The following is a 25,924-nucleotide window of genomic DNA, read 5'->3' on the forward strand; positions in this document are numbered from 1 at the left end:
CCTACTTTTCCGAAAGCCATTTTTTCAGTTCTGAAATGTCATCGTCTGAAAGCTTGTCACCGTCATACATGGCCGAAACCAAATTCTTGACTGAACCTTGATACAGTCCATCAAGAACATGCTGCGTTTCCTGTAGTTTGTAATCTTCGGGTTTCAGAAGAGGCTCATAATCATTGGTCCGTCCACGTCTCGTGACGGTAAGAGCGCCTTTATCCACCAACCGTGACAGAAAGGTAGACATGGTCTGCGCTTTCCACGCTTTCCCCTTCTCAGCAAATATGTCTAATAGTTCTGTGGAGGTGACCGGTGGGGCGCATGACCATATAACAACCATTAACTCCATTTCTGTTTCGGATAATTTTTGAATCTGGTTCACAGTGAACACTCCTTAACATCGTTATGCGTCCATAACGATCGTATTACTACACTACGTAGTACGTATAAACTACTACAACTTGTAGTGGATAGTCAAGTTATCCTGATAGATGATTGCCAAACCATGTTATAATATAGGTCATTAATAGAAGAACGATGTAGGAGTGAATGATCATTACAGCATATCAATTACCTGCTCTCTATGAGCAGAAGCGAATTTCAATGCAAGCGATGGAAGAGATTGTACGCCTGTTGGCGCAGGCACCACTATTATATGATGATGGACAGGGCATCCAGGTTCAGGATTACATGGGAGGCTTGGAGGTCGAACTTGAGCATGAGGTACGCCGTGCAGTGACCGAGTTGTACGAACTGGCTGTTCAGGCCTGCCGGGTCTTCGCCGATCCATTGGCGTACGAGCAACTTCAGGATGCGCTTGGGTTACAGGCTGAGTTATGGCAGGAGGAAGTGCTTACTCTTGCAAAGTGGATGGACTGGCTGAAGCAGATCAGTGAAGGAAAGAGAACACTGCCCGAGTACAACTTTACAGCCATGCTTGGCAATCTGCCAGATGGATTCATGATCCATGATTTTTATGATGAACTCCGATATCAGCTGGAACAAAACCCTGCAAACGCATGGGCTATCGAAGAGCGGGATCGCTTGTACGCAGCTCTTGGTGCGAAATAAATCAAACCAACGGGTCACCGGCGGTGTTAATCTAATATCTGTATTTTGCATGCATAGAAACATTCCAATCTATATCTTGCGAATTCTTTACCCAGTATGGGAAATGAGGGGATACCGTGAAGAAGGTTGTATTAGCTGGTGGAACGGGATTTGTTGGACAGGATTTTGCCCAAAGATTCAGAAAGCTGGGGTATGAGGTGTTAATTATCTCGCGTCAGCCCGGTCATATTGCCTGGGAGGATCGTGCAGGAATTATAGGGGCACTGGAAGAAGCAGAAATGTTGATTAACCTGGCAGGTAAATCGGTGAACTGCCGTTATACGGATGAGAATCGCAAAGTCATTCTGGAATCCAGAACCCGTACAACGCGCATTCTCGGGGAAGCCGTCCTAGCTTGTAATCAACCTCCCGAACTATGGATTAATTCGAGTACAGCGACCATATACAGACATGCTGAAGATCGTCCCATGACGGAAAAAGAGGGCGAGATTGGCTCCGGATTCTCGGTCGACGTTGCCAAGGCATGGGAACAGGCTTTCTTCGAATTCAGTCTGCCGTCTACGCGTCAGATTGCACTTCGGATTGCGATTGTGCTGGGCGAGGGCGGCGTGATGGTGCCCATGACGAACCTCGTCCGTTTTGGACTGGGAGGATCTCAAGGCGCAGGAACACAGCAGTTCAGCTGGATTCATATCGAGGATCTCTTCCGCATGGTAATTTATCTGCAAGAGCATCCACACTTGAATGGTGTGTTCAATGCGTCCTCTCCGCATCCGGTGACGAATCGGGAGCTAATGGCGCGTCTGAGAGAACAGATGGGGGCGCGGATTGGACTACCTTCTCCTCGCTGGATGCTTGAACTGGGCGCACGCTTCATTCAGACCGAGACGGAACTGGTTCTCAAAAGCCGTTGGGTGATTCCCGAGCGAATGGAGAGGGAAGGCTTCACGTTCACATACGGTACACTAGATGCAGCTCTTGCCGAGATTTTGAATAAGAAGAAATGACATTTCATAACAAAAGAAAACACAACAGGAAGGGCAGAGGCATCTGCCCTTTTGTTATATATGTTCAACTAAACATTTACACGATAACGGAGAGGATAGAAATAACTTGAAGAAGCGAAGCGGTCGCCTAAAAGCTTTCTGAAAGAAAGCTGCATCGGAAGCATATGCTTATCCCCGGATTTCCCCATTTTACAAAAGGAATCAAAAAAATCTGGGGATAACAGCGATCGGAAAGTTGTTCTGTCATCGCAGTGTCTGTGTAAGTACAATTAGCTGAATATATATTAATCAGTCAGATGAACAGAAAGAGGTTGGGGAAATGCAACTTAGAAGAGTAAGGATCGCGGGAACAGGGAAGTACCTGCCTGAACAGGAAGTCACCGATGAGGAACTGGATCGCCGCTTGGACGTGCCTGCGGGCTGGGTTAGCAAAGCTACAGGCGTAGGTGTACGTCATTATGCTTCGGGTGAAGAAACCTCCTCTTTTATGGGCGCGCGGGCTGCGGAAGCTGCACTGGCGGATGCAGGATTACAATTCAGTGATATCGACTGTCTGGTGTGCACCAGTGGCACGAAGGAACAACCGTTGCCAAGTACGGCGGTATTTATCCAGCAGGCCATGGGGCAGGAAGATTCTGGCGTACCTGCTTTTGATATGGATGCAACCTGCCTGAGTTTCCTGAACGGACTCGATGTGATCTCCTATATGGTAGATGCCGGACGTTACCAGCGAGTATTGCTCGTAGCCACCGAGATTGCCTCAGCCGGACTGAATTGGTCTGATAAAGAGAGTGCGGCCCTGTTCGGAGATGGAGCGGCCGCTGTTATTATTGAGCGTTCGCCTGAAGGGTCATCCTCTCAGATTGTACATGCTTCCCTTCAAACCTACAGCCGAGGTGCTCGCTTCTCGGAGATTGCAGGTGGAGGTACACGGCTGCATGCTTCGAATTATAAGGCAGATCAGCCTGAACCCTACCTTTTTCATATGGATGGACAGGCGATCTTCCGCATGGCTTCCAGACTTTTGCCTGGATTCATTGGTGATATGCTGCAGGCGACCGGGAATCGAATGGAGGATTTCCAATTGGTCATTCCTCATCAGGGAAGTGCGATGGCGATGAGACTGATTCGCAAGAAGCTTGGCATTGCTGAAGATCGGTTTATGGACATCACACGAAATCACGGCAATACGATTGCGGCATCAATCCCGATGGGGCTGCATGAAGCGATTAAACAACAGCGTATTCAGCGTGGAGATCGGGTGTTGATGATTGGCACGGCTGCCGGATTATCATTGGGAGGACTCATTTTTGACTACTAGATCTGGGAAAACTGGACATCGTACAGCTGATTCTCTCCGTGTGTTGCTTACAGGCGGAAGGGCTCCCGTAACGCTTGATCTGGCACGCATGCTTCGCCGAGCAGGCCATCGGGTCTATGTTGCGGAGAGTGCCATACGGCATCTGACCAGATCATCCAGTGCAGTGGAACAGTGCGCTGTGGTCCCATCGCCGCGTCATGACACAGCTGCGTATCTGGCGGAGTTGGAACAGTTGGTTCAGGATTGGCAGATTGACCTGCTGATCCCAATGTGTGAAGAAGTCTTTTATGTTGCCCAAGGGGCAGACAGATTGCGTGTATATTGCCGTGTTCTGGTTACAACTCTGGAGCAGCTGCATGAGCTGCACCATAAATATGATTTTATCCAGCTTGCAGGGTCACTTGGTCTTTCGGTTCCGGATACACACCTGATCCAAAGTCGGCAGGAATGGATGGAAGCTCAGTCTGTTCTGGGAAAAGTAGGAGATTGGGTATGGAAACCGGTGTATTCCCGCTTCGCAGCCAAAGTTCGCATGCCAACACTCATGAACGATGAGGCTAGGGCAGGGACGGATCAGGAAGGAAACGTAAGTGAAAAGAAACGTCGACATTTCCGTAACGACCCTCCGGACGAGGTAGCACTATCATCTATTTCACCTTGGGTTGCACAGGCCTACATTCCTGGTCAGATGTTATGTACATACAGCATAGCGTATGAAGGGCAACTGGTTGCACATGCCACTTACGACAGTCGCTATCGTACAGGAAGCGTGGGAGCCAGTGTTTTTTTTGAACAGGTGGAACATGAGGATGCCCTTGCGTGGGTGAGACAATTTGTTGAGGCAACGGGGTTTAGCGGACAGATTGGGTTTGATTTTATAGAAGGTCAGGACAGGCGAGTGTACGCGATTGAGTGTAATCCGAGGGCAACGAGTGGGATTCATCTGTTTCACCCCGGAGATGACTTGGTGCGTGCATTGACTGAACCGGAGACGTTGGTCAAGGAAGGAAAAATGATCACGCCCGCACGGGGCAGCAAAGCCATGCTCATGCTTCCCATGCTGGGAAGTGGAGTACAGCAGATCTTAGGCAAAGGAAAGCTCCGTGCATGGATAGCAGCATGGCGTGGAACCAGGGATGTGGTCTATGTAGGGCAGGATATCCAGCCTGTATTGGAACAATTCGGAGTGGTGCTAGCCGCATGGCGTCTGGCAAGATCGCAGAAGTGCTCGCTGACTGAAGCTTTGACTCATGACATAGAATGGAACGGTGAACAACAATGAATAGAGCATTGGTTACGGGAGCTACGGGATGTCTGGGCAGGCACCTAGCGATGCGGCTTGCCAAAGAGGGATGGGAAGTCACTGGCATGGGCCGACAGCCAAAGGTTGGTGCAGAACTTGAGTTGGCAGGAATCCGATTCCTGAATGGAGATATACGGGATGAGGCTGCAGTGAACGAAGCGTGTGTGGGGCAGGATATGGTCTTTCACTGTGCGGCACTATCATCGCCATGGGGTAAATATCGTGACTTTTACAGCAGCAATGTGGAAGGAACGCAGAATCTTGTAGATAGCTGCCTGCATAATGAAGTACAGCGATTCATACATGTCTCAACTCCGAGTATATATTTTAATTACAATCCGCGATATAACGTACATGAGAATGATCCGTTGCCATCCAAACCAGCCAATCATTATGCAGCCACGAAGCTTCTCGCTGAGCAGGTTGTAATGGAGGGGCATGCGAAGGGACTTCCATCGATCATGATTCGACCGCGAGCGATCTTTGGTCCGTATGATCAGACGTTATTTCCCAGAATTGTCGCAGCAAACGCAAAATCGGGCGTGCCCATGATCGGTGGTGGACAGGCTTTAATCGATCTGACATGTGTGGATAATGTGGTGGATGCCCTATTATTGTGTCGCGATGCCTCTGACGAAGCGCTCGGCAGAGCCTACAATATCTCGAATGGCGATCCAAGGGCGTTTAATGAGTTGGTGAGCAGTCTGTTTGGCATGCTGGATATGCCCTTGCGTCGTCGAAACATTCCTTATCGGATGGCATATGGTGTGGCAGCGTTGCTAGAGCGAGTTCATGGCTCTATTCCTGCGTTGGGTGAACCTGCGTTGACACGGTATACAGTCGGCTCCTTATCCATCCCACAGACGTTGGATATTACGGATGCACGGGAGCAATTGGGGTACGTCCCTCGGGTGTCCATTGAAGAGGGGTTACAACAATTTGCAGACTGGTGGAAGGCTGAATCATGCTGACAACAACTCCGGTGAAACTATATTTGGGTGCGGCGGGTTACTGTACACATCCAGAGTTTCTGACGCTGCGTGGTGGTCGATTGAGTCCAGTACATTTCCCGGCAGGATTTGCCTGCATCATTCATCCCGTACATGGACCGATCCTGTTGGATACGGGATATAGTTCCCGCTTTTTTGAGGAAACGGCTCATTTGCCTAATGCAATGTATCGTCATATTACACCAGTGGTCTATCGTGAAGAGGATAGTGCCGTTCATTTTTTGGCTCGAATTGGACTGAAAGCTTCGGATATTCGGTATATCATCCTCTCTCATTTTCACGGCGATCATATTGCGGGTGTACGAGATTTCCCAGAGGCACAATTCATCTATCTGCCAAGAGCCTATGATGCTGTGCGCTCACTTGGTCCGATTGCGGCTGTAAAAGCAGGTTTTCTTGCGGGGCTGTTGCCCGAGGATTTTATAGTCAGATCATTGCCAGTTACGTGTGAGCCTGAGCGATGGATAAGAGCGGGGGAAGCTTTCCCTTTTGATGAGGTCTACGACATCTTTGGTGATGGCAGTCTGCTTGGGGTGGATGTATCCGGTCATGCGGAAGGCATGATGGGACTCCTGTTGCGCACAGAAGAACATGACTATTTTCTCTGCGCGGACGCGGTATGGTCGAGTCGGGCTTTTCGTGAACAGCGCAGACCGAATATTTTTGCTGGAATCATTATGTCGAATCGACAGGAATACCATCGTAACTTTGACAAGCTGGTTCAGCTGCATCAGCAATCTCCCCACATTCGGATTGTGCCGAGTCATTGTCGAGATGTACTGGACGCTTGGGGTGCAGGAGGGCTGAAACGATGAGTAATACCTTTCGTATTGTGGTTCATTATGCACTCGCACGTGGGCTGCGAACATGGAAAACACGAGAACAACTTGAGCGCTGGCAAGAGCGCCGGATTATTCGGCATGTTCATCAGATCCGTGCCCGATCTCCGTTTTACCGGAAGTGGTGGGGTGGCGTGGACGCAACCGACTGGAGAAGCTTTCCGTTGATTGACAAATCAACCATGATGGAATATTTTGATACACTGAACACGGTGGGTATTACCAAGGACAAAGCGCTGGCTCTTGCAGGTGAAAGTGAAGAAACACGTGACTTCAAACCTTCCATTCAAGGTGTGACGGTTGGACTGTCTTCGGGCACGTCAGGGAACCGGGGGATATTTTTGGTGAGTGATCGGGAGCAGGATGCGTGGACGGGTACGGTGTTGGCCAAGTTGCTGCCTGGTGGACTGTGGAAACCTGCGAAGATTGCGTTTTTCCTGCGGGCCAACAGTAATCTGTATGAATCGGTGCAACGTGGAAAATTGCAGTTTCAGTACTTTGATCTGCTGGAACGTGTGGAGACCTTGGTTAAGCGGCTGGAAACCTACCAACCTACCGTGTGGGTGGCTCCTCCATCCATGCTGCGTCTGTTGGCGGATGCGTATGTGGCAGGATATCTGACTGCTGTACCGGATAAAATCATCTCTGTTGCCGAGGTGCTGGACCCCCTGGATCGCAAGGTGTTGGAGAAGATCTTCGGACAGACCGTTCATCAAGTCTATCAGTGTACAGAAGGGTTCCTGGGTGCAACCTGTCGTTATGGCACACTGCATTTGAATGAAGATATCGTGCATATTGAAAAAGAGTTCATTGATCCCGCCACCCGACGGTTCGTGCCCATTATTACGGACTTCTCCAGAACATCACAGCCGATCATCCGGTATCGGCTGAATGATATTCTGACCGAGGCGGCGCTGCCATGTGCCTGTGGTTCCCCGTTTACTGCCATTGAGCGGATTGAAGGCCGCTGTGATGACACGCTTTATTTTTCAAACATGCATACGGGTGAGGCGGTACCGGTCTTTCCGGATTTCGTTACCCGTTCGGTCATTGCGGCTTCGCCGGATATTGAACATTATCGTGTGGTGCAGCAAGGGGACGGAACAATGGAGGTATCCCTTCGACTTGGCGGGAACGCAGTGATGGCTCAGGTTGAGACCAATGTACTGCTGGAACTGATGAAGCTGGGAGAGCGGCTTGAATGCACCTTACCTGAGATCAGATTTGTACCGTATACGTTTGAACCGGGACTTACGAAGCTGCGCAGGGTGGAGAGACGGCATAATGGAGTGGCGGATTAAGCAGCAGGGGCCGTGCGGTATAGGTAGGAACGGGAAGTAAGTAATTTACCGAGGAAAGAAGGACACACCGTGACAGTAGAGGAAAACTTAACAGAAGCCGGACAGGGACGGATTAATGCAGGTTCTGATGTAGTGAAAAAGACGAAGGAAGGAACTAACGCTCCGGTGGCCTTAATTACGGGTACATCCAGTGGTTTCGGTATGCTTACCGCGATCACCCTTGCCAAGCAGGGATACCTTGTTGTTGCTACAATGCGTGATCTGAGTCGAAGAGAAGAATTGGTGAAACTGGCTGAACAGGCGGGGTTAGCTGAACGTTTGCAATATGTGCAACTGGACGTGACCGATGCTGAATCGGTGCAGAAAGCTGTGCGGTCCGTACTTCATAATAATGGCCGAATCGACATGCTGGTGAACAATGCGGGATTTGCGGTGGGCGGGTTCATTGAGGAAGTGTCAATGGAGGATTGGCGGCGCCAGATGGAAACAAATCTATTTGGATTAATCGCTGTGACACGTGCGGTCCTGCCTGTGATGCGTGAACAGAAGCAGGGGTTAATTATAAATTTGTCCAGCGTCAGTGGGTTGTCCGGTTTTCCAGGGTATGCGCCCTATGCTGCCTCCAAATTCGCTGTGGAAGGATTCACGGAAAGTTTACGGCATGAGATGTCTTTGTTCGGTGTTCGGGTGGTATTAGTTGAGCCTGGCTCTTATCGCACACCGATCTGGAATAAAGGTTTGGGTGAGATTCACCGGAGCGAGGACTCTCCGTATAAGCATAAGCTGGACGCGGTTCTTCGTTATTCCAAACATGCGAGCGAGACGGCACCTGATCCACAGGAGGTAGCCGATCTGATTGGCCGAATTGCACGGATGCGTGCACCAAGACTTCGATATGCTTTGGGAAAAGGTTCGCGTGTGCTCATCATAGGTAAAGTACTGCTACCCTGGAAGTGGCTGGAGTGGATCATCGCCCGTGGATTAAAATAGAGATAAGGTACGAGTCACGATTGCGTATTTTCCGAAAAGGAGAGATTAGCCATATTCGAATTTATCGTCATTATTTTACTTCTTGCGATTGTGGGTCTGCTCTTTCATATCAATAGTAAGCTGCCAGCGCGTGACCGGGTGAAGGAAGCAATGGAACGGGATCGGAATCAGAAACATAATCAGGATGCTCCAAATTAAAACGCGGAGGTTACCAATGAAAATGGCATTCGTTTTGTTTGATGGACTGACTTTCCTTGATTTTGCAGGATTTTATGATGTGATCAATCGGTTGAATTTCTTTGAACCTACCAAAGGAACGACGTGGGAAACCTGTGCCATGACAGACCAGGTCACGGATGAGTCTGGTCTAACATTGAAGGTGGATCGAGTGAAGCCTGACCTATCGGAATATGATCTCGTGTTTATCCCCGGAGGCATGGGAACGCGCAAGCTTCGATATGACGAGACCTTTGTAGGTTGGCTGAAACAGGCTGAGTCTGTGCCTTTGAAGGTTTCGGTGTGCACAGGCTCTCTGCTGCTGGGTGCGGCTGGTTTTTTATCCGGCAAAAAAGCAACAACACATCCCCGTGCATATAATTTGCTTGAGCCGTATGTCACCGAGGTGATTCAGAAGCGGATTGTAAAAGATGGAAATGTAATTACTGCCGGTGGTGTGGCCACGTCCATTGACCTTGGGATTTATGTTGTTGGGTTGCTTGCAGGACAGGAAGCGGCAGCGAATGTAAAACTTCAGATCGATTATCCTTATGAGATGCAGGGAGTGGTCGAAGAATGAATGCAGATCGCAAGCAAGAGACTTATATCATTCGCAATATTCAGCGGGATGAAGCAGACATCTACTGGCCTTTGCGACTGGAAGCACTGAAAACACATCCTGAAGCCTTCGGGGCTTCGTTCGAGTTGTCCATTCAACTCCCCATGAGTGAAGTGCAGGAGCGCATACATAATGAACCGGATGATTATATTCTGGGAGCATACACAGAAGAAGGAACCTTGGCGGGAATGATGGGTTTCAAAAGAGAATATGGCCTAAAGCTCAGGCACAAAGGCATGATCTGGGGCGTCTATGTTGCTCCGCCATATCGGGGAAGTGGGCTGGCTTCGCTCTTGCTCCGCGAGGTGCTGGATCGTGGAAGACATCTGGAAGGCATCAAGCAGATTAATCTGAGTGTAGTGACAACGAATGAATCAGCCCGACGTTTATACGAGCGATATGGATTTGAAGTTTTCGGCATCGAGCGTAACGCATTGGAAGTCAACGGTCAGGGATATGATGAGGCGCATATGAATTACTTTTACACGGAGCATTCAACATTGAATGAAGATACCAGCACAGGAGGAGTCCGATGACAGATCAATTTGAACTTGAGATCGACGGTGTTTCCTTTGTCTTAAAAGAGTCTCATTCTTTCGACTGGTTACAGCCCTTGGGTACGGTCTTTCGCGTATTCGATCAGCAGGATTCAGGGAATCTCTCTTTTGGTATTGTGCAAAAGGATGGAAAGCGATTGTTCGTTAAATATGCGGGAGCACATACAATTCATGCGAATCATACGGGAAGTCCCCCGGAAGCCATTCGTAATCTGAAATCATCTGTTTCCGTTTACGAAGATTTGGCGCATGACACGTTGATTCGACTAACGGATCATTTTGCAACGGATGAGGGGTATGCCTGTGTATTCGATTGGGTGGATGGGGAGTGTTTGCATTCCCACTGGTATTTTCCGCCTCCGGCCAAATATGAAGATCCGCGTTCGCCCTACTATCGGTTCAGACAACTCCCAGTGCAGACAAGTATTCAGGCAATGGAGCAGATTCTGGATTTTCATATCGAGGTGGAACGAAGAGGCTATGTGGCTGTAGATCTGTATGATGGCAGTCTGATCTATGATTTTGACAGAAACTTTATGAAAATTTGTGATATCGACTTGTATCGGAAGGGCTCTTTTATCAATACCATGGGTCGTATGTGGGGATCTTCCCGCTTTATGTCTCCCGAAGAGTTTGAGCTAGGTGCACCCGTAGATACTGTTACCAATGTATTCAATATGGGGGCAATGGCGTTTGGTTTGCTTGGCGGGGAGAAAGATCGTTCCTATGCCAGATGGGATGCCGGAGAAGCGTTGTATCAGGTTGTGATACGTGCAGTGAGCGATGATCGGTCCGAGCGGTACGCAACGATTGCGGAATTGGGTGACTCCTGGAAACAAGCCGCGATTAAAGGTCAATAGTGAGTGGGTGGAATTTTCGCAAATATGCAAAATCCATTCGTATATGTGTGTGAAATCCCGTATAATGGAAATTATTAAGGGGGTGCAGATGATGTGCAGATATGCCTTGTCAGGACCATATAAAGACATCTATGCATGTTTCATTTGTCGCAAATCATTTAAACAAGTTTCCAGACATGACCTGAGCCCTGAGGTGGTGGCACAACTTGAATATAAATGCCCGCAATGTGCCAAGTCTATGGTCAGCATGGGACAGGATTTCCAGGCGCCCAAGCAAAATGATACCAAACAATGGACCAAAGTGATGATGCTGTATCGTCATGGTTTTACCTATCATAATTGCGGGTGCGGGGCTGGATATCGACCTGCAGAATTACGTCAATTATCCGAATTTCTGGAGCAGCAGGAAGCTGGTAAAGGCAGTGTAGGCAAACGATTATTGCGAAGGTTAACTTCATAGTTATGGTTCCAAAATCCAACCTGTCGTCTATGGGAATGTTGAAAATACAGGTGAGTACTTTATATAGTATTAACGAGCAGCAGCGTCTATTAAGCATCAACGAGCCGGGTGGTGGGCAGGCTCCAGCCATTTTTATCGGCATGACTTCTGCTGGTTCACTGATCTATTATCATGAGCAGTTACCGCCGGATCTAATGGATGAGTTGGGGAAGGATTGCGAGCTTCCATTGGATATTCCGAAACTGATTCGAAAGGTGGAGAACTTTGAGCCAGTTAACCGTGTGTGGATGGGACCCGCCTATGCTTTTCCTGAGATATCTTACAAGTGGAATCAGAAGGTTCAGTTGATTGGTCAGGAGCAGCGTTATTTGCTGGCAGAGCATTTCCCTGAATTAACAGACTACTTATATGAAAAAAGCCCTGTTGCCGCTTATGTTATTGGGGATTCTGCTGTGGCAGTGTGTTGCTCCGCAAGGTTTTCCGATCATGGGGCGGAAGCGAGTCTGTATACGGCACCCGGTTATAGAGGACATGGATATGCAGCGGAGACAGTAAAGTGCTGGCAGTATTATGTCAAGGAGCGTGGACGCATGCCAATCTACAGTACATCTTGGGATAATCTTGCTTCACAGCAAGTTGCCCGTAAACTCGGATTAATTCAGTTCGGTGTGGATTTCAGTATCACAACTGTGGATTTGAGGAAGGACTGTGATGTCTGATGATTCGCACTTTCGTACAAAAGGATCTGAAGTATGTCATTGAAGCGCATATCCGAATTTATCGAAACGAGTATAATTATGATCATAGCTTTGCTGAATTTATCACCAATGGCGCGCGTAGATTATATCAATCTGTGGGCTTTGAAGTGAAGGAAGTCCGCAAGCAGATGTTGTCAGGTCAGGAGCTTACCGAAGAACAATGGGAACTTGTTCTGTAGTTGGCCGGGGGCTTGAGCATGAAAGCCGGATCTGTTGTTTTAACTCATTGTTGAAAGGAGTGGCACAGTGAATAGCAGAAGACTGATTCTGGGTTTGTTATCCGTATGCACAGCCTTGACGGTAGTAGCATGTTCGACTCGGACAGAAGACCAAGCATTATCAGAAACCATTGAAAGCAAGTTGCAGCAGATGGTTAGCGACCCTGTCCTCGTGACCAGCAGTAATCCCAATGATTATATTGGTGGTAACCGGGAGGCTTACGACGACATCTTGAATACGGGTGAGGCAGGACTGCCTTTCCTGTTACAGCAGCTCGAATCCAGTCCGGATAATGGTCTCAAGGAATGGATCATGGCTCAGGCAAGTACTGAACTGCTCGGAGAGCATAACCCTGTAGAGGCGTGGCATAGTGGCAAGGACTGGCTCAAGCAGTATAAAATGAACGTAGAATAATGGTTTATCTTCTCTATAGTACCTGACTTAGCGGAAGTAATAGAGGGGGCGGAATCGATTCTGAAGAAGCGATAGCGTTCGCCTTTGTCTCCGATTAGAAGAACGATCCGTAACCGGAATGGTTCCCGCAAGCCGTCAAGCACTGTAGTGTGTGATGAGCCGGAAGTACAAACCTCACCTCCAGTCAGCATGAGCAGCATTGAGAGGTTCTTGGAACCCGAAAGAATACATTATAGAGGTGAAATCCTTGAAAAAGAAAATTGCTTTTTTTGATTCAGGCATCGGTGGTTTAACCGTTTTGCATAAGGCATTACAACAGTTTCCGGAAGAACAATTTCTGTATTATGCGGATACTTTGCATGTCCCTTATGGAACCAAATCTGCGGATGAGGTTAGAGGACATATTTTTGATTGTGTGGAAGCCATCGTTCAGGAGGATGTTCAAGCAATAGTGATTGCTTGTAATACAGCAACAAGTCTGGCTGTGAAGGATCTGCGCGCCAAGTACGATATCCCGATCATTGGCATGGAGCCTGCGGTGAAACCAGCCGTGGAGATGAATCGTGATAGTGGAAAGAGAGTGCTTGTATTTGCCACGGCCCTCACCTTGAGCCAAACCAAGTATAACGAACTGGTATCGCGTGTTGATGATCACCACAGTGTGGATTCCATTGCGCTGCCGGAACTTGTGGAGTGGTGTGAACAACTACATTTTGAACCGGACAAAATCGCTGATTATTTCAGGTTGAAGCTGGCAGATCTCGATCTTCATGGGTATGGCACAGTGGTGCTTGGTTGCACGCATTATCCATTCTATACGTCCATTCTGCGCACGGTTCTGCCCGATCATATACAGATTATTGATGGCAGTACAGGCACGGTGAACCATCTGAAGCAGCAGCTTGGACTGGTGGCTCAACATGGAGACAGAACAGGGAAAGAAGTCACTTTCCTCAGTTCATCAGGCCGACTGGAAGAGCAGGAGAAGATGTACAGTGCACTTCAATATCTTGAGATGAACTCCAAGTAAGTTACACCATAGGAGGTGATAGCTATGCAGTCGATTTATCTTATCCGTCACGCCAAGGCCACAGGGCAGGAACCCCATGCAGAGCTTACAGATGAAGGGATCAGGCAGGCTGAAAAACTTGCAGATATCTTGGCTCATCATTCCATAACGTATATTGTCTCCAGTCCATGGAAAAGGGCTGTTCAGACGGCTATGCCACTGGGCATAGCAACGCTGCAACATATACATACGGATGAACGTCTCCAGGAGAGGATACTTAGCTCTCTTGATCTGTCTAACTGGATGGATGTACTGAAACGTACATACGATGATGTGGATTGGGTGGAAGAAGGCGGGGAATCTTCGAGAAACGCGGCTGCAAGGGGGCTGGCACTACTGGAAGAGTTGTGGAGCAGACCGGAACAGCACGCGGCCGTGGTTACACATGGAAACTTGTTATCACTGCTTATTCGTGAGTATGAACCATCCTTTGGTTATGAAGAGTGGAGCAAACTGTCTAACCCGGATGTGTATGTGCTGGAGAGACAACGACCGGATGCAGGGCTGTCCACCATTCGAAGAATGTGGACAGATTAAACAGCAAAAGAGTGCTCCAGCGATATTATATCAGCCAGAACACTCTTTTCGTTTATCCACGGGGCAAGTTTACAATGCGGCAATCATGATCATAACCCATCCAGCCAAAAATGCGACTCCGCCAAGTGGGGTAATGGCTCCCAATTTGCGAACACCCGTAACACTTAAAACGTACAGGCTGCCAGAGAACAGGATGATTCCGGCGAACATCAGCCACCCGGCAAGCATGACGAGCGAAGAGGATTCAAGGCGGTCTGCCAGCAGTCCGATCAGGATGATCCCAAGTCCATGGATGAGGTGATATTGAACACCGGTTTCATAGATTTTGATCATGTCAGCGGATAGTTTGCGCTTGAGCGCGTGTGCGCCAAAAGCACCCAATGCAACAGCCAGGAACATCATAATACTGCCGAGTATAATCAGGGTTTGCAATGTGTTTTTCTCTCCTTTTAAGGGTAATTAGATATAACATCAAAGTGTACTGCACGAGTGTTGTCTACAGTTTGCGCAATTGAATCTGCCCAATGGAGTGATCGGCTTCCTTTTTCAGAATCAGTCTGGCACGTCCTTTGGTTGGCAAAATGTTTTCATGCAGGTTTTTGGCATTGATATCTTGCCAGATCTGGTTGGCCGTACGTACGGTTTCTTCTTCATCGATATTGGCGAATCGTTGATGGAAAAAGGAATCTGTGTTCTGGAACGCTGTATTGCGGAGTAGCTTAAAACGCTCAACGTACCAGTGTCGTATATGCTCTTCTTCCGCATCAATGTAGATGGAAAAATCGAAGAAATCACTAACCAGCAAAGGCGTTTCCTTTTTGATCTGAAGTACATTGATACCTTCAATAATGAGAATATCCGGTTGACAGATCTGCTTCTCTTCTCCTTGAATGACATCGTAGGCGAGGTGAGAGTAGACGGGTGCTTTCACTTCGGGTTTGCCAGATTTCACATCACCCATGAAGTGAATCAGGGATTTGATATCATAACTTTCCGGGAATCCCTTGCGGTTCATGATGCCCTTCTCTTGCAGCACCGCATTGGGATATAAGAAACCGTCGGTTGTGACAAGGTCAACCTTCGGGCTATTCTTACCTCTGGCGAGCAGTGCCTGTAGTAAGCGGGCCGCTGTACTTTTGCCCACGGCAACACTCCCCCCGATTCCAATGATGTAGGGAGTGGGGAGGGCTTCTTTTTTCATAAAGGAGGCCGTCAGTTGATTCAGCTCTCGTGAAACTCTTGCATATAGGTCAATAAAGTGGGTAAGAGGCAAATATATATCTTCGACTTCTTGAATCGATACCTCTTCATTCAATCCCTTTAACTGTTCTAATTCGGCTTCCGTCAGTGGAAGAGTGGTCTGATGTTCTTTAAGTTCAGCCCATTCCTTGCGGTTAAACTCGATGTAAGGAGAGTATAAATTCATGAGATCCCGCTTTCTGTATGTAATATAATTGTGGACACAACCTTTAGTGTATCAAATTTCAGGAAACTGACAACACCTTTACATTGTGCCTTTCATAATGCCTTTCGTCAAAATGGAGCAAAAAACAACTTACTAGGAAAGTTTAACCCAATTTATGTTAAAGTCAACGTATACCATGCGGAAGGGTGACAGCAAATGATCGTATATGAGAGAGAGCATGATTTTGTTTTGACTGCACAGCATGAGCATGGATTAGTAGCCGGAGAGATGGCTTCCCACTGGAAAAATGAATTACTAGCCGATGCTGCGCATCGGGATGAATTGATTCTAGCGGCCAAGGAACATGACCGTGGTTGGATTGAACTGGATTCATCTCCGTTCTGGAATGATTACAGTCAATCGCCGTATTCGTTTCGTGACTTTCCATTGCGTCCGCGTTTTGTATTCTACCATAAAGGGATTGAAGAAGTTCGTCAGAAAAACCTCTACGCCGGATTATTGTGTAGCTTAATGTACACGGAGCTATTTCAGAAAAATCTGGGGGCCAATGCTCAGGATGATGATGACATCCGAGATTATCTGGAGCAAGAACACGAACGTCAGCTGGATTGGGAGAAACAGCTTGGTGGTGAAGCTGAAGCACTGAAAAAGAGGCTGCAAAGTGATGTGGAGATTATGCTTTTCTGTGATCAGCTCAGTCTGTTTCTCTGTATGGAGGAACCTGGAACACCTGCTGCGCGTTATGATTTTTTTGCAGAAGGGCTCAGTTGTACATTTGATGCCTGTTCCAGACAACCGATTCAGGCAGAGTGGTTATCCAATGAAAAAGTAGGCCTGTCTTTTTTCCCGTTTGATGAGGACTTTACGATCGTTTTACCATATAAATCGGTACCAAAGGCAAGTATCCGCAAATTTGGTATGCAACAGGCTTATCGCCGGGCTGAATGGAAGGAACGCCGGGTGTTGATTACGGAATTGCACTGAGAACTGGAAACTCCAGGCTTGAGGAAATAGCAGCATAGAATATAACAAAACAGGCGGGCTTCTGATGTACAGGTGTACAGGGCGTCCGCCTTTCGTATGCATATATATCATCATAGACTATACTGTGAGACCGGTGAAAATACGAATGAATCAGAGTGGGAATAAAGAAGGAAAACACAGGTTATTCCCAGAAATGTTAGTGTACAACAGAGAAACGCATGTTAGCAGGAGGACGAATATGGATACTAGAATAGAGATATTAACGATGTGTATGGTATGGGACAAAACGAATGATCAGGTGCTGTTAATGAATCGGCCGGACCGCAAAGGATTTCCGGGATACATCGCTCCTGGGGGGAAGGTAGATTTTCCGGAGAGTATCGTGGATGGTGCCGTGCGGGAGGTTCTGGAGGAGACAGGGCTAATAGTTAATGAGATTACATATAAAGGGCTTGATGAGTTCTGTGATCCCGAACAAGGATTGCGGTACATGGTATTTAACTATTTGGCGACTTCATTCGAGGGTCGGTTATTGCAAGATCCGCCCGAAGGCGAGCTGTTATGGGTGCCGATGAAGCGGGTTTTTGAGCTGCCTATGCAGGATTGGTTCGCTGAACGTTTCCCACGTTTTTTCCAAAAAGGCACTTTTGAGCGGAGTGTGATCTGGGAGAAATCATCCGGACGTACGTTGCAAGAAACATTTATGGTGTATAGCGATTCCGTACTTGAACAGAGTGGGACCCGATAAGTTAAACCGTCAGAAGGAGGAAAAATCATGGGATACCAGCATGCCCTGCAAGGATACATTGCGGCGCCGCTTGATGGGGAATGGAAATTAATTCATGAGCATTTAAGCTTGGGTTAGGATAAAAAATAATGCCTCATAATGTATCATCCATATCTATATATTTATATCCAAATATTATGATATAATGAAGTTTACTATTTTTATAGGAGATGACTAGTCTGTGGGTAATAGTGTGTGATTAATAGATTGAGTAAACTAGTTTGTTGAAATGAAGAATGATATATTTGTGGATTTGCCATACATAGGCTTCTGCAAACAGAACGTAAATGAATATTGTACGATGAAAAGGTGGAGATTGGCATGAAATTGTCGTTCCGGATTTTGGACTGGGAAGAAGAGAGACCCTACGAACTTTTGTTGATGGCTGATCCTTCAAAAGCAATTGTGGATGAATACCTGAGTCGGGGTGTTTGTTTTATTGCCGAGTATGAAGGAGAGATGGTTGGGGAGTTCGTATTGTTGAAGACTCGTCCAGAGACTGCGGAGATTGTTAATATTGCCGTACAGGAAGAACTGCAGGGACAAGGTGTAGGCAAACACATGATTAAGGAAGCGATGGAAGCTGCACGTAGATTGGGATGCCGAATTCTCGAGATTGGGACGGGAAACTCCAGCTTTCATCAATTGAAGTTATACCAACGTTGCGGTTTCCGCATTATCGGGGTTGATCGTGACTTCTTTGTGAGGCATTATGAGGAAGAGATTATAGAGGATGGTATCCGCTGTGTGGATATGATCCGTATGGCCATAGATCTGGATGCTGTTACAGAGGATGAAAACGAAAGGAAGAGTCCTTAAGTGAATCGGCATACACATATTGGGGTATATGGCTTGGTAGCTTGGGAGGGCCAATTCCTGTTGATTCATAAGGCTCGCGGAGCATATCAGGGGCAATGGGATTTACCAGGCGGAAGGCTGGAATTTGGCGAGCAGCCAGAGACTGCTCTTCATCGTGAGATTGAAGAGGAGACGGGCCTGACCCATCTACAAGTGATGATTCGTTCTGCGGAGTCTACGGTACTGGAATGGGTGTATCAAGGTGAGCCGGAAGAGTTGCACCATATCGGGATGTTGTATGATGTTGTTTTGACCGCAGCCAGTCAGCCGGATCATATCAAAAAAGAACCCGATGGTGAAGATTCGTTGGGCGCGGACTGGTTTACACTGGAGCAAGTTAGAGATCTTTCCCTAACGCCGTTTGCAGAGTATATGATTAGCAAAAGTACATCTTAATGTGCATCCTCAACTTTATTGTTAACTTAAATTTGATGAATCCAAAGAAGCTGCTCGGATAATTTATGTCTGGGCCAGCTTTTTGCTGTGGGTCTCCTGAAGAAAACCCTAATTATTTGTTGAATGTGACGTCAAATGGTTAATGTTTAACTTGACGGTTTGTTTTTGCACATAATGGACCACAATTCAATTAAGGAGGTAAAATGGGAGATCGTATGCCTATTTTGTTGTAATTAAGCGTTCGTTGTTCTACCCAAATTGATCGATTTATTCGATTCATCTAATTTATGCATCAATTGAACTAAAAATAGGAAATGCTCCTGAGCGTAAAAGTTTATAGAATAGATAGTAGAACATGGACTTCACTTGAAGAAGTGGAGAAAGTGTAACCTTCGAACGGATCAGGACAGTATTCGACATCTGTGCGACGGTATATACAATCATTGTTTTACTTTGATTTTGAAAACGCAGACAAACCTTGACGGGAGCGTCGGACTAACGTTACTACCACCAACAGCACGATTATTGGACTTCATGAAAAATTTCGCTTAAAATGTTGAACGAACGCAAATTACGGCTTAGTCAATGATTTCCGTCAAAAACTTATGACTAAATCAAGACGGAGGGAACGTCGATGACGATCGTGGAAGGCAACAAGAAGCCCTGGGAAAGTTACTATGGCCCCAATATGGGATACGTACAGGAACAATATGAATTATTCACTCAAGACCCTGGTTCGGTTACACCGGCTTATCGTGAACTATTTGAACAATGGGGTGCACCGCCGATGTCTGGCAGGGATGCACGCACAACCTTGAATTCCGGCAACGCCCAATCGGCTTCCGGAAGCGTAGACATTCAACTATTACAGAAAGCGGTTACAGCGGGTAAACTGGTATGGAACATCCGCACCTATGGTCATCTTGCTGCAGATATAGATCCGCTTGGAATCAGTGAAGATACAGACACATCTTTGCTGGAACCTCAGCATTTTGAATTAAACGAAGAAGATCTGAAAGCTTTGCCTGCTTCCCTGATCTGGGAAGGTGCAGATGGGCAGACAGCAACCGGATGGGATGCAATCCAACGTTTGCGTCAGATATACACTGGACCCATGGCATACGAATTCAGTCATGTGCACGAAGTTCAAGAGCGTGAGTGGCTGAATCGTCGTGCGGAATCTCGGACATCACCGGCTCCACTTACGCCGAAAGAACGTAAGGCTTTGCTGGAACGTTTGGTTGAAGTCGAGCAATTTGAAGATTATCTTCACAAAACATTTGTTGGGCAGAAACGTTTCTCCATCGAAGGTAACGATGTGCTTGTGCCGATGCTGGATGAAGCTGTTCGCATCATGGCAGAAGCCGGATCAAGCCACATTCTGATGGGTATGGCCCACCGTGGACGGTTAAATGTACTGGCTCATGTTTTGGGCAAACCGTACAGCAAGATTTTCTCTGAATTTCATCATGCTCCGAACAAAGATTTGGTTCCATCGGAAGGTTCGACTGGGATCAACTACGGTTGGACGGGGGATGTCAAATATCATATGGGTGCCAACCGTTTTGTGAAAGACGGGGAAACTGTGCAGGCACGCCTTACTCTGGCGAATAACCCGAGCCATCTGGAATACGTTAATCCGGTTGTACAAGGGTTTGCTCGTGCCGCTCAGGATGACCGTCGTGACCCTGGATATCCGAAGCAAGACGTGACGAAGGCAGCTACCATTTTGATGCACGGTGATGCAGCATTCCCTGGAGAAGGGATCGTTGCAGAGACGCTTAACTTCAAAGCTCTGCCAGGATATCAGAATGGCGGAACCATCCATATTATCGTCAACAATCGTCTGGGTTTCACTACAGATAGCAGTGATTCCCGTTCAACGTACTACGCAAGTGACCTTGCTAAAGGGTACGAAATTCCGATTGTACACGTGAATGCGGACAATCCGGATGCTTGTATTGCAGCCATTCGTATGGCAGCCGAGTATCGCAATCGCTTCAAAAAGGATTTCCTGATCGACTTGATCGGTTATCGTCGCTACGGCCATAACGAAACCGATGATCCCGAAACAACTCAACCTATCGTTTATGACAAGGTGAAAAACCATCCAACGGTAAGCCACTTGTATCAGGATCAGTTGAAAGAGGAATCGATTATCGATGATGCATCCATTACGAGCATTCGCGATGGAGTAACGAACAAATTAAAAGAAGCTTATGACCAGATGAAGAAAAATGAAGTACATGAATATTATCAGCGGAAAATCAGTGAGCCGGAGGCTGTTACGATTACTCCGACTGCGGTACCGCTTGAGAATCTTCGCAGCATTAATGCCGATCTGCTGAAATGGCCTGAGAACTTCAATGTGTATCCGAAGTTACAGCGAATTTTGCAACGCCGGAGCACTTCCCTGAACGAAGGGGAAAAAGTGGATTGGAGCCTTGCGGAGACACTCGCATTTGCAACCATTCTGGCAGATGGCAAGCCAATTCGGATTAGTGGACAGGATGCCGAGCGTGCTACATTCGCTCATCGGAATCTGGTGTTGCATGATTCGGAGAATGGAGCAAAGTTCTGCCCATTACATCACTTGCCACAGGCAAGAGCATCCTTTGCAATCTATAACAGTCCGTTGTCTGAAGAATCCGTTGTTGGATTCGAATACGGATATAACGTATATTCACCCGATACACTGGTCATCTGGGAAGCTCAATTCGGTGACTTTGCCAACTGTGCACAGGTTATCTTTGATCAGTTTGTATCAGCGGGTCGTGCCAAGTGGTCTCAGAAATCCAGTCTGGTCATGTTGCTTCCACACGCGAATGAGGGTCAGGGACCTGAGCATACAAGTGCTCGTCTGGAACGCTTCCTGCAGCTTTGTGCAGAAGACAACATGACGGTTGCCAACTTGTCGAGTGCTTCGCAGTACTTCCACTTGTTGCGTCGTCAAGCTTCGTTGACTGAAACGGAAGATGCTCGTCCACTTGTGATGATGTCACCGAAAAGTCTCATTCGGAATCCGCGTGTTGCTTCACCGGCAGTCGAATTCAGTGAAGGCAAGTTTGAGCTTGTGCTGGAGCAAGCCGGACTGGGTACACAGCCGGATCGCGTAGAGAGCATTATTTTGTGCAGTGGCAAGATTGCCATTGACCTGGAAGATGCTTTTGAAAAAGATAAAGCAGATTGGTCATGGCTTCACATCATTCGAGTGGAACAGCTATATCCGTTCCCGGCAGAAGAGATTAAACGCATACTCGCACGTTTCAGCAATGTAAAAGAACTGGTATGGGTACAGGAAGAAAACAAAAACATGGGTGCCTGGACATACATGGAGCCTCGTCTTCGTGAAGTTGCCCCGGAAGGCACAACCGTTAGATACGAAGGTCGCCCGGAACACGCAAGTCCTTCCAGCGGTTATCAGCTTGTGCATAGTATGGAACAGCAACAGATTATTACATCTGCGTTGAAACAAACGACGAAGAATAATATTCCACTGGGGAGGTAACAGCTGTGAGTGAAATTAAAGTACCTGCAATGGGTGAGTCAATAACTGAGGGAACTGTATCCAGATGGATGGTTAAAGAAGGGGATACCGTTAATCAGGGTGATGTGCTTCTTGAACTGGAAACGGATAAAGTAAATATTGAGATCAGCGCAGAAGAAAGTGGCGTGCTGGAGAAGATCATTCGTCAGGAAGGAGAGACGGTCGTGATCGGTGAAACGATCGGTACACTCTCAGCTGGTTCTGGAGGAGGAAGCGGTGCACCCGCTTCCGAACCAGCAGCTGAAGAGAAAAAGGCCGTTACTCCTGCACCTGAAGCTCCAACACCACCACCAGCACCTGTTGCGGCAGCACCGGAGTCATCCGATAGTGCCAAGACGGCTTCACCGTCTGCCCGTAAGCTTGCACGTGAACGTGGTATCGAACTGGATCAGGTTCAGAGCAAAGATCCGATTGGACGGGTATACCAGGATGATGTGAAGAGCCATAACAATCAGGCGCCTGCACCTGCTGCTCCACCTGCGAGTAAAGCTCCAGCAACACCAAGTGCGCCGGCAGCTGGAAGTTCTACCTATACCAAACCAGTGGAGCGTCAGCGGATGTCTCGCCGTCGTGCAACCATTGCGAAACGTCTGGTAGAGGCTCAGCAGACAGCAGCCATGTTGACTACGTTTAATGAAGTTGATATGACTGCCATCATGGATGTACGTAAACGCCGTAAGGACAAGTTTAAAGAGAAACATGAGATTAACCTGGGCTTCATGTCCTTCTTCACTAAAGCGGTTGTGGGGGCTCTGAAAAAGTTCCCTACAATTAACGCAGAGATTGATGGCGAAGATGTTGTACTCAAAAAGTATTATGATATCGGCATCGCCGTATCTGCGAAGGAAGGACTGGTTGTACCGGTTGTGCGTGATGCAGATCGTCTGGGCTTTGCCGAGATCGAGAAGAGCATTGCGGATCTGGCATCCAAAGCTCGTTCCAACACGCTGGCGTTATCTGATCTGCAAGGTGGAACGTTCACCATCACCAATGGTGGAACATTTGGTTCCTTGTTGTCTACGCCAATTCTGAATACACCTCAAGTGGGTATTCTGGGGATGCATAAGATCCAGCTTCGTCCAGTGGCGATTGATGCAGAACGGATGGAGAACCGTCCAATGATGTACATCGCGTTGTCCTACGATCACCGGATTATCGACGGTAGTGAGGCTGTTCGCTTCCTCGTAACCGTGAAAGAACTGCTTGAAGACCCGGAATCCCTGTTAATTGAAGGTTAATCCATAACGTTTGATTATAGCTATTATTCATATCGCTTAACAAGAAAACCCCTGAACTGGTGCGCAGCGTGAGCTGTACATCCGATTCAGGGGTTTCTTTTTGCTCTTGATATGTCTCCGACTCTATTATATAGAGTCAGCCGTCTCAGTCAGGTTCAACGGACTAGAGTGTGTATTCGGGCCAGAGGTATTCCGCTCTAACCAGTTCACAACATGCTGAGCCACTTCTGTCCGGTTGATCTCATGCAGCATTTCATGCCGTCCATCCGGATACAGGCGATACTCAATGTTCTCCAGCCGAAGCTTCTTATACTGCGAGACCAGATTAAGAACGCCTTTGCCATGAAGTCCGACAGGGTCCTTCTCACCTGAGAACAGGTATACGGGTTTGTGTTTGGGTATGCGCTCCATATTGTGTGGAAGATGGACTTCAAGCAGCAATTTGAAGAAGTCGCGGAAAAAGCCTGCTGTACAGACTGCTCCGCACAGGGGGTCATCAATGAATCGCTGAACCTCTTGTGAGTCCCGGGACAACCAATCAAACGGTGTCGTTGCAGGGCGGAAAGAGCGATTAAATCCACCAAATACAATCGCGTTGAGCAGCATGCTGGGGTGGGTAGCCCCCTGAATGCCGCATTGTAAAAAGGCGAGTTTCTCTCCAAACCGGAGCAGACCGCGTCTGCCGTTTGTCCCGGATAAAATAAAGGCATGGTACTGCTCATGACCAGCGTACATGAGATGTTGTACCAAGAATGAGCCCATGCTATGTCCCATTAGAAATAGGGGCACCCCAGGATTCTCTTTGGCGGCTACTTCGCCCAGATTGATCATATCACTCGCCATCCAGCGGAAGGCATCGATACCAGCATTACCAAGCAACTTGGCATTCTCCACAGTTTTGCCATGACCCCGATGGTCATTGGCATAAACCGCATAGCCATTTTGGGTAAGGATGTCGGCAAATTCGGCGTATCGGGCTGCTGTCTCGCCCATGCCGTGTGCAATTTGCACTACACCTTTAACGTTGCATTCCGGATCGGGAAGCCAGCGGTACACATGAATACGGGTACCTTCACTAGCGACCAAGGCAAAGGTAGATTCCTGCATCTCGTGTAATTCCTCCTTCACAGGTTACATATAAGCTTGATTTAGGGCAGATAAGAGCGAAGAACAGTGGTATTCCCGTTCAATGTATAAGAACCCAGATTGGCTGGCAAGAGATAACATTGTCCAGCTTTCAATTCAATGCTGTCTGATTCAGCATGTGCCCACTCCAAAGTTCCTTCTCCTTCACAGACAACGAGAATCGTGAAGCTGTCAGGATTGGTGGAGAGTTCCCAACGTTTATTCACAATACCTTTTTCAACTACAAAATAAGGGCATTCCGCAAGCTTGAGCCATTCACCAGGAGTAGCGTTATTTGTTTTCATCGTTGAGGCACCTGCGCCCTCATAGGCGGTGACATTTAATGAGTCTTCAACATGCAACTCACGTGGTTTACCATCCAGCCCTGGACGATTATAATCGTATATGCGGTACGTCGTATCCGAGTTTTGCTGAATCTCAGCGACAACGACACCTGCACAGAGCGCATGCACTGTTCCGGCAGGGATAAAGAACGTATCGCCGGCCTCTACAGGTACCTGACGAAGGGTATCCATCACCGTGCCGTTTTCCAATGCTTCTTTTAATGTTGCCCGATCAACGCCTTCGTTCAAGCCATAGATGATGTGTGCGCCCGGTTTTGCGTCGAGTACATACCACATTTCTGTTTTGCCAAGCTCGCCTGGAGGAAGTGCCTCATAATCGTCTGTTGGATGAACCTGAACGGACAGGTCATCGTTGCAGTCAAGCAGCTTAATCAGAAGGGGGAAACGGCCGCCTTTTTCAGAGACACCTTTGGTTCCAAGCCATTCGGTGCCCAGTTGTTCACGAACTTCATCCAGACCCTTGCCAGCCAGTGCTCCATTTAATACCTTGGTTGTACCGTTGGGATGATCTGCAATCATCCATCCTTCTCCGATATGTCCTTCAGGGGGCGTAAGGCCGAATTGCTCCAGCGCACGACCGCCCCACACACGTTCTTTGAACTCAGGTTGGAATTGTAATGGGTATGGCGTAGACATCAGTAATCTCTCCTCTA

At 47.7% G+C, this 25,924-nt stretch carries 28 protein-coding genes; 23 read left to right on the forward strand and 5 right to left on the reverse strand.

The genetic code is table 11. From position 1 onward, the window contains the following. Position 1: 1 nt before the first annotated feature. On the reverse strand, positions 2–376 hold the full coding sequence (locus NST38_RS08725; protein WP_017689706.1) for a BlaI/MecI/CopY family transcriptional regulator: 375 nt from the start codon (positions 374–376) through the stop codon (positions 2–4). A gap of 167 nt (positions 377–543) precedes the next feature. On the opposite strand from NST38_RS08725, the gene NST38_RS08730 reads away from it, so the two are divergent. The 17 genes from NST38_RS08730 to NST38_RS08810 all read left to right on the forward strand — a co-directional run bounded on the left by NST38_RS08730 (position 544) and on the right by NST38_RS08810 (position 14,545). Further along, the gene (locus NST38_RS08730) at positions 544–1,065 is read left to right on the forward strand and encodes a hypothetical protein (RefSeq protein ID WP_076252508.1); all 522 of its coding nucleotides are present in this window, start codon (positions 544–546) and stop codon (positions 1,063–1,065) included. A 116-nt stretch (positions 1,066–1,181) separates the two neighbouring features. Further along, the gene (locus NST38_RS08735; protein ID WP_076252506.1) at positions 1,182–2,072 is read left to right on the forward strand and encodes a TIGR01777 family oxidoreductase; all 891 of its coding nucleotides are present in this window, start codon (positions 1,182–1,184) and stop codon (positions 2,070–2,072) included. 319 nt (positions 2,073–2,391) lie between these two features. Continuing rightward, positions 2,392–3,393 carry a beta-ketoacyl-ACP synthase III gene (locus NST38_RS08740; RefSeq protein ID WP_076252504.1) on the forward strand — a complete coding sequence of 334 codons (1,002 nt, stop codon included), beginning with the start codon at positions 2,392–2,394 and terminating at the stop codon, positions 3,391–3,393. Further along, a complete protein-coding gene (locus NST38_RS08745; RefSeq protein WP_083684627.1) occupies positions 3,383–4,675 on the forward strand; it encodes an ATP-grasp domain-containing protein in 1,293 nt (430 codons plus the stop codon). Before NST38_RS08740 ends, NST38_RS08745 begins: the two co-directional genes overlap by 11 nt. Beyond that, positions 4,672–5,667: an NAD-dependent epimerase/dehydratase family protein gene (locus NST38_RS08750; RefSeq protein WP_076252502.1), complete on the forward strand. Its 996-nt coding sequence runs from the start codon at positions 4,672–4,674 to the stop codon at positions 5,665–5,667. Before NST38_RS08745 ends, NST38_RS08750 begins: the two co-directional genes overlap by 4 nt. After that, on the forward strand, positions 5,661–6,521 hold the full coding sequence (locus NST38_RS08755; RefSeq protein ID WP_076252500.1) for an MBL fold metallo-hydrolase: 861 nt from the start codon (positions 5,661–5,663) through the stop codon (positions 6,519–6,521). Before NST38_RS08750 ends, NST38_RS08755 begins: the two co-directional genes overlap by 7 nt. Next, positions 6,518–7,846 (forward strand): F390 synthetase-related protein, encoded by a 1,329-nt coding sequence (locus NST38_RS08760; RefSeq protein WP_076252498.1) that lies wholly within the window; start codon positions 6,518–6,520, stop codon positions 7,844–7,846. Before NST38_RS08755 ends, NST38_RS08760 begins: the two co-directional genes overlap by 4 nt. Positions 7,847–7,915: 69 nt before the next feature. Further along, positions 7,916–8,836 carry an SDR family oxidoreductase gene (locus NST38_RS08765; RefSeq protein ID WP_256720080.1) on the forward strand — a complete coding sequence of 307 codons (921 nt, stop codon included), beginning with the start codon at positions 7,916–7,918 and terminating at the stop codon, positions 8,834–8,836. 214 nt (positions 8,837–9,050) lie between these two features. After that, positions 9,051–9,632 carry a DJ-1/PfpI family protein gene (locus tag NST38_RS08770; RefSeq protein WP_076252496.1) on the forward strand — a complete coding sequence of 194 codons (582 nt, stop codon included), beginning with the start codon at positions 9,051–9,053 and terminating at the stop codon, positions 9,630–9,632. Then, on the forward strand, positions 9,629–10,207 hold the full coding sequence (locus NST38_RS08775) for a GNAT family N-acetyltransferase (RefSeq protein ID WP_076252494.1): 579 nt from the start codon (positions 9,629–9,631) through the stop codon (positions 10,205–10,207). Before NST38_RS08770 ends, NST38_RS08775 begins: the two co-directional genes overlap by 4 nt. Further along, on the forward strand, positions 10,204–11,088 hold the full coding sequence (locus NST38_RS08780) for a serine/threonine-protein kinase (protein ID WP_076252492.1): 885 nt from the start codon (positions 10,204–10,206) through the stop codon (positions 11,086–11,088). The genes NST38_RS08775 and NST38_RS08780 overlap by 4 nt, the downstream gene beginning before the upstream one ends. A gap of 64 nt (positions 11,089–11,152) precedes the next feature. Then, the gene (locus NST38_RS08785; protein WP_341343912.1) at positions 11,153–11,548 is read left to right on the forward strand and encodes a hypothetical protein; all 396 of its coding nucleotides are present in this window, start codon (positions 11,153–11,155) and stop codon (positions 11,546–11,548) included. Between the two features lie 35 nt (positions 11,549–11,583). Further along, positions 11,584–12,267 (forward strand): GNAT family N-acetyltransferase, encoded by a 684-nt coding sequence (locus NST38_RS08790; protein WP_341343913.1) that lies wholly within the window; start codon positions 11,584–11,586, stop codon positions 12,265–12,267. Continuing rightward, positions 12,267–12,485: a hypothetical protein gene (locus tag NST38_RS08795; protein ID WP_076252485.1), complete on the forward strand. Its 219-nt coding sequence runs from the start codon at positions 12,267–12,269 to the stop codon at positions 12,483–12,485. The genes NST38_RS08790 and NST38_RS08795 overlap by 1 nt, the downstream gene beginning before the upstream one ends. Before the next feature lie 67 nt (positions 12,486–12,552). Then, complete coding sequence (locus tag NST38_RS08800) at positions 12,553–12,939, forward strand: hypothetical protein (RefSeq protein WP_076252483.1); 387 nt, start codon at positions 12,553–12,555, stop codon at positions 12,937–12,939. A gap of 247 nt (positions 12,940–13,186) precedes the next feature. After that, on the forward strand, positions 13,187–13,969 hold the full coding sequence (gene murI / locus NST38_RS08805) for a glutamate racemase (RefSeq protein WP_076252481.1): 783 nt from the start codon (positions 13,187–13,189) through the stop codon (positions 13,967–13,969). 24 nt (positions 13,970–13,993) lie between these two features. Further along, positions 13,994–14,545, forward strand: coding sequence for a histidine phosphatase family protein (locus tag NST38_RS08810; protein WP_076252479.1), 552 nt, complete (start codon positions 13,994–13,996; stop codon positions 14,543–14,545). A gap of 69 nt (positions 14,546–14,614) precedes the next feature. On the opposite strand, the gene NST38_RS08815 is transcribed toward NST38_RS08810, so the two are convergent. Further along, positions 14,615–14,977, reverse strand: a complete 363-nt coding sequence (locus tag NST38_RS08815; RefSeq protein ID WP_076252477.1) for a DUF423 domain-containing protein — start codon at positions 14,975–14,977, stop codon at positions 14,615–14,617. Between the two features lie 64 nt (positions 14,978–15,041). Further along, positions 15,042–15,971: a type I pantothenate kinase gene (gene coaA, locus NST38_RS08820; protein WP_076252475.1), complete on the reverse strand. Its 930-nt coding sequence runs from the start codon at positions 15,969–15,971 to the stop codon at positions 15,042–15,044. Positions 15,972–16,166: 195 nt separating this feature from the next. Here coaA and NST38_RS08825 point away from each other — a divergent pair, with 195 nt between their 5' ends. The 6 genes from NST38_RS08825 to odhB all read left to right on the forward strand — a co-directional run bounded on the left by NST38_RS08825 (position 16,167) and on the right by odhB (position 23,781). Then, entirely contained in the window at positions 16,167–16,955 is a 789-nt protein-coding gene (locus NST38_RS08825; protein ID WP_076252473.1) for a DUF3891 family protein, read from the forward strand. A 238-nt stretch (positions 16,956–17,193) separates the two neighbouring features. Further along, positions 17,194–17,703, forward strand: a complete 510-nt coding sequence (locus NST38_RS08830; protein WP_076252471.1) for an 8-oxo-dGTP diphosphatase — start codon at positions 17,194–17,196, stop codon at positions 17,701–17,703. Between the two features lie 360 nt (positions 17,704–18,063). After that, a complete protein-coding gene (locus NST38_RS08835; protein ID WP_036610208.1) occupies positions 18,064–18,561 on the forward strand; it encodes a GNAT family N-acetyltransferase in 498 nt (165 codons plus the stop codon). Beyond that, entirely contained in the window at positions 18,562–18,996 is a 435-nt protein-coding gene (locus NST38_RS08840; protein ID WP_036610206.1) for an NUDIX domain-containing protein, read from the forward strand. 634 nt (positions 18,997–19,630) lie between these two features. Further along, complete coding sequence (locus NST38_RS08845; protein WP_341343914.1) at positions 19,631–22,504, forward strand: 2-oxoglutarate dehydrogenase E1 component; 2,874 nt, start codon at positions 19,631–19,633, stop codon at positions 22,502–22,504. Between the two features lie 5 nt (positions 22,505–22,509). After that, positions 22,510–23,781, forward strand: coding sequence for a 2-oxoglutarate dehydrogenase complex dihydrolipoyllysine-residue succinyltransferase (gene odhB / locus NST38_RS08850; protein WP_076252469.1), 1,272 nt, complete (start codon positions 22,510–22,512; stop codon positions 23,779–23,781). Between the two features lie 126 nt (positions 23,782–23,907). On the opposite strand, the gene NST38_RS08855 is transcribed toward odhB, so the two are convergent. After that, positions 23,908–24,888: an alpha/beta fold hydrolase gene (locus tag NST38_RS08855; protein ID WP_101313293.1), complete on the reverse strand. Its 981-nt coding sequence runs from the start codon at positions 24,886–24,888 to the stop codon at positions 23,908–23,910. A 41-nt stretch (positions 24,889–24,929) separates the two neighbouring features. Further along, positions 24,930–25,907, reverse strand: a complete 978-nt coding sequence (locus NST38_RS08860) for a type I phosphomannose isomerase catalytic subunit (RefSeq protein ID WP_076252465.1) — start codon at positions 25,905–25,907, stop codon at positions 24,930–24,932. Positions 25,908–25,924: the final 17 nt, after the last annotated feature.

It is taken from the genome of Paenibacillus sp. FSL H8-0104 (assembly GCF_038050215.1).
Classification (GTDB): Bacteria; Bacillota; Bacilli; order Paenibacillales; family Paenibacillaceae; genus Paenibacillus; species Paenibacillus amylolyticus.

What these genes read in the sequence shown, in the direction of transcription:
- NST38_RS08730 (WP_076252508.1), top strand. Translation starts at nt 544, where the DNA reads ATGATCATTACAGCATATCAATTACCTGCTCTCTATGAGCAGAAGCGA.
- NST38_RS08825 (WP_076252473.1), top strand. Translation starts at nt 16,167, where the DNA reads ATGATCGTATATGAGAGAGAGCATGATTTTGTTTTGACTGCACAGCAT.
- NST38_RS08770 (WP_076252496.1), top strand. Translation starts at nt 9,051, where the DNA reads ATGAAAATGGCATTCGTTTTGTTTGATGGACTGACTTTCCTTGATTTT.
- NST38_RS08795 (WP_076252485.1), top strand. Translation starts at nt 12,267, where the DNA reads ATGATTCGCACTTTCGTACAAAAGGATCTGAAGTATGTCATTGAAGCG.
- NST38_RS08780 (WP_076252492.1), top strand. Translation starts at nt 10,204, where the DNA reads ATGACAGATCAATTTGAACTTGAGATCGACGGTGTTTCCTTTGTCTTA.
- coaA (WP_076252475.1), bottom strand. Translation starts at nt 15,971, where the DNA reads ATGAATTTATACTCTCCTTACATCGAGTTTAACCGCAAGGAATGGGCT.
- NST38_RS08845 (WP_341343914.1), top strand. Translation starts at nt 19,631, where the DNA reads ATGACGATCGTGGAAGGCAACAAGAAGCCCTGGGAAAGTTACTATGGC.
- NST38_RS08855 (WP_101313293.1), bottom strand. Translation starts at nt 24,888, where the DNA reads ATGCAGGAATCTACCTTTGCCTTGGTCGCTAGTGAAGGTACCCGTATT.
- NST38_RS08835 (WP_036610208.1), top strand. Translation starts at nt 18,064, where the DNA reads ATGAAATTGTCGTTCCGGATTTTGGACTGGGAAGAAGAGAGACCCTAC.
- NST38_RS08785 (WP_341343912.1), top strand. Translation starts at nt 11,153, where the DNA reads ATGGAAATTATTAAGGGGGTGCAGATGATGTGCAGATATGCCTTGTCA.
- NST38_RS08740 (WP_076252504.1), top strand. Translation starts at nt 2,392, where the DNA reads ATGCAACTTAGAAGAGTAAGGATCGCGGGAACAGGGAAGTACCTGCCT.
- NST38_RS08760 (WP_076252498.1), top strand. Translation starts at nt 6,518, where the DNA reads ATGAGTAATACCTTTCGTATTGTGGTTCATTATGCACTCGCACGTGGG.
- NST38_RS08790 (WP_341343913.1), top strand. Translation starts at nt 11,584, where the DNA reads ATGTTGAAAATACAGGTGAGTACTTTATATAGTATTAACGAGCAGCAG.
- NST38_RS08775 (WP_076252494.1), top strand. Translation starts at nt 9,629, where the DNA reads ATGAATGCAGATCGCAAGCAAGAGACTTATATCATTCGCAATATTCAG.
- NST38_RS08810 (WP_076252479.1), top strand. Translation starts at nt 13,994, where the DNA reads ATGCAGTCGATTTATCTTATCCGTCACGCCAAGGCCACAGGGCAGGAA.
- NST38_RS08860 (WP_076252465.1), bottom strand. Translation starts at nt 25,907, where the DNA reads ATGTCTACGCCATACCCATTACAATTCCAACCTGAGTTCAAAGAACGT.
- NST38_RS08830 (WP_076252471.1), top strand. Translation starts at nt 17,194, where the DNA reads ATGGATACTAGAATAGAGATATTAACGATGTGTATGGTATGGGACAAA.
- NST38_RS08755 (WP_076252500.1), top strand. Translation starts at nt 5,661, where the DNA reads ATGCTGACAACAACTCCGGTGAAACTATATTTGGGTGCGGCGGGTTAC.
- NST38_RS08750 (WP_076252502.1), top strand. Translation starts at nt 4,672, where the DNA reads ATGAATAGAGCATTGGTTACGGGAGCTACGGGATGTCTGGGCAGGCAC.